Origin of the sequence: Congregibacter sp. (assembly GCF_965660375.1) — a bacterium.
Taxonomy (GTDB): Bacteria; Pseudomonadota; Gammaproteobacteria; order Pseudomonadales; family Halieaceae; genus Congregibacter.
The window spans coordinates 1-2391 of sequence record NZ_CBFHZO010000129.1 but is presented as its reverse complement, the minus strand read 5'-3'; the positions used below and the strand labels follow the sequence as shown (position 1 = coordinate 2391).

The window sequence follows — 2391 nt, the reverse complement described above, 5'->3', positions numbered from 1 at the left end:
TCCTGACCACATCGCCACGCGTTTTACCGTCATGAGCTAATCCTGGCTGCGTGTATGGAGACGTCCCGGGCCTTCGATGTAGTCGGCAACGTAGCGACGGTAGGCTGACTGCAGCTGGGATACCACCGGCCCCCGCTCCCCCGTGCCGATGGTTCGACCGTCCACTTCCCGTACCGGCACCAGACCGGCAAAGGTGCCGGTCACGAAGGATTCCTCGGCGTTATAGACATCGGTGAGGGTGAAGTTCCGCTCCTTGACGGTCATCCCCTCGGCCGCGGCAATATTCAGCACCTTCCGACGGGTAATGCCATCAAGGCAATAGTCACCGGTACTGGTCCACAGCTCTCCCCGACGGACGATAAAAAAGTGTGTGGAATTGCAGGTCGCTACAAATCCATGGGGGTCGAGCATGAGCGCTTCGTCATAGCCGGCCTTGGCCGCCTGAATGCAGGCCGTGACGCAGTTTAATTTTGAGTGGGTATTGAGAGTGGGATCCTGGACATCGGAGTAACCGCGGCGCACATGCACGGTAAACAGGGTCACGCCTTTTTCCACGGTCTCGGGTAGCGCGGTTTTGTACTCAGGGATAATCACAATGGTGGGCGGCGTCACCGTCATCCGCGGGTCCTGGTAGGGTGTGGATTTCACGCCCCGGGAGACCATGAGCCGGATGTGTACGCCGTCGTGCATGTCGTTGGCAGCAAGTGCCCCGTAAAGTCTGTTCGTCAGAGCCTCTTTACTTACCGCCACTTCAAAATCGAGGGTATGCATACCTTCATAGAGCCGGTCCAGGTGCTGCTCGAGAAACAGTATGGTGCCGCTCTCAACCCGCAGCCCCTCCCACACGCCGTCGCCCAGTACAAAGCCCGAATCGAACACCGACACCACGGCCTTCTCCCGCGGCAACAGCTCGCCGTTAATGTCGATGAGAATGCTCTGATTGCGATCAGCGCCGTCGTATTCGTGAGTGCCCTGCATAATAAAAAATCCCGGATTGTGCGCGGAGGAACAAACGTTGAAAAACGCGTCGCATGCTACCATGCGCGGCCTGAAACGCTGAGACCGGAGCACCTGGGTGCGCTGGCAAGTTACCAAAAAAGACACCGTTACCGTGAGTGATCACCCCAAACATTCAAACCCCGACACGCTCTTCAGCGACCCCTTGCGGGCGCCGGGGCCGTTTCGTTTCGACAGCGATGTGGTGTCCGTCTTCCCGGACATGATCCGTCGGTCAGTGCCGGGCTATGAAACGGTTATTGCCATGTCAGGACTGCTGGCGGGTCGCTTCGCGCGCCCCCACAGCCATGTTTACGATCTGGGCTGTTCTCTGGGAGCGACAACGCTCTCCATGCGTCGGCATATCGAAGTGCCGGACTGTGTGATTGTGGGCATCGACAACGCCGCGGCCATGATCGAGCGCTGCCATGAGCTCATCGCCCTCGACGCCGGAAGCGTCCCCGTGGAACTCCGGGAGGGCGATATCCTCGACAGTGAGATAGCCAATGCGTCCATGGTTGTTCTCAATTACACCCTGCAGTTCGTGACCCTGGAGCGCCGCCGGGAGCTCCTTGCCCGCATCGCGGATGCGCTTATGCCTGGCGGCATCCTCGTGCTCTCAGAGAAGGTTGTGTTTCCCGATGCATCTCTCAATCAGCTCAACATAGACCTACACCACGACTTCAAGCGTGCCCACGGCTACAGCGATCTGGAGATCGCGGGCAAGCGCGACTCCATAGAAAACGTACTGGTGCCCGAATCCATTGAACAGCATCGCCAGCGTCTGGCTGAAGCCGGTTTCAGCTCCAGCGACGTGTGGTTTCAGTGCTTTAACTTCGCCTCCATCATCGCGCTCAAATGATTGATATTCGTGCACTGCAGGAACGCTGGCAGGATGGACCGCTGGCGCCCTGGACCGAGCTTCTACCCGCACAGATTGAGGCTGGACTGTCCGTGGCACGGCACGGCGACATTCCCCGCTGGCGCACGGCGTTGGAGTCGCTTCCAAAGATCGCGGCAGACAAGGTGGTCCTTGATGCGGCTAGCGTGGGAGTCAGCGCGCAGGACGCCCTCGAAGAAGCAACGCTGGAATCTCTCGAAACTGCTCTGCGGGGTCTATGCCCCTGGCGCAAAGGCCCCTACGAGCTTTTTGGTCTCGCTATCGATACCGAATGGCACTCGGACTGGAAGTGGGATCGCCTTAGCGCGCATATCGAGTCCCTCAACGGTCGACGGGTGCTGGATGTGGGTTGCGGTAATGGCTATCACTGCTGGCGCATGCGCGGCGCCGGGGCCGCGGAGGTTATCGGCATCGATCCCTCGCCGCTGTTTGTCATCCAGTTTGCCGCGCTGCAGCGCTACATACAGGACCCTGCAGTGAGCGTTCTTCCTATG

At 59.3% G+C, this 2391-nt stretch carries 3 protein-coding genes; 2 read left to right on the top strand and 1 reads right to left on the bottom strand.

What is annotated here, in order from left to right:
• Positions 1-36: 36 nt before the first annotated feature.
• The gene (locus ACTG3T_RS13740) at positions 37-978 is read right to left on the bottom strand and encodes an aminotransferase class IV (protein ID WP_439102855.1); all 942 of its coding nucleotides are present in this window, start codon (positions 976-978) and stop codon (positions 37-39) included.
• A gap of 97 nt (positions 979-1075) precedes the next feature.
• Here ACTG3T_RS13740 and cmoA point away from each other — a divergent pair, with 97 nt between their 5' ends.
• Both cmoA and ACTG3T_RS13730 read left to right on the top strand, forming a co-directional pair.
• Positions 1076-1858: a carboxy-S-adenosyl-L-methionine synthase CmoA gene (gene cmoA / locus ACTG3T_RS13735; protein WP_439102854.1), complete on the top strand. Its 783-nt coding sequence runs from the start codon at positions 1076-1078 to the stop codon at positions 1856-1858.
• Positions 1855-2391: DUF1698 domain-containing protein (locus tag ACTG3T_RS13730; protein ID WP_439102853.1), on the top strand; the 537-nt coding region annotated here is incomplete at its 3' end. The genes cmoA and ACTG3T_RS13730, both read left to right, overlap by 4 nt.

Coding starts and splice junctions, on each gene's coding strand:
- ACTG3T_RS13740 (WP_439102855.1), bottom strand. CDS start 978: ATGCAGGGCACTCACGAATACGACGGCGCTGATCGCAATCAGAGCATT.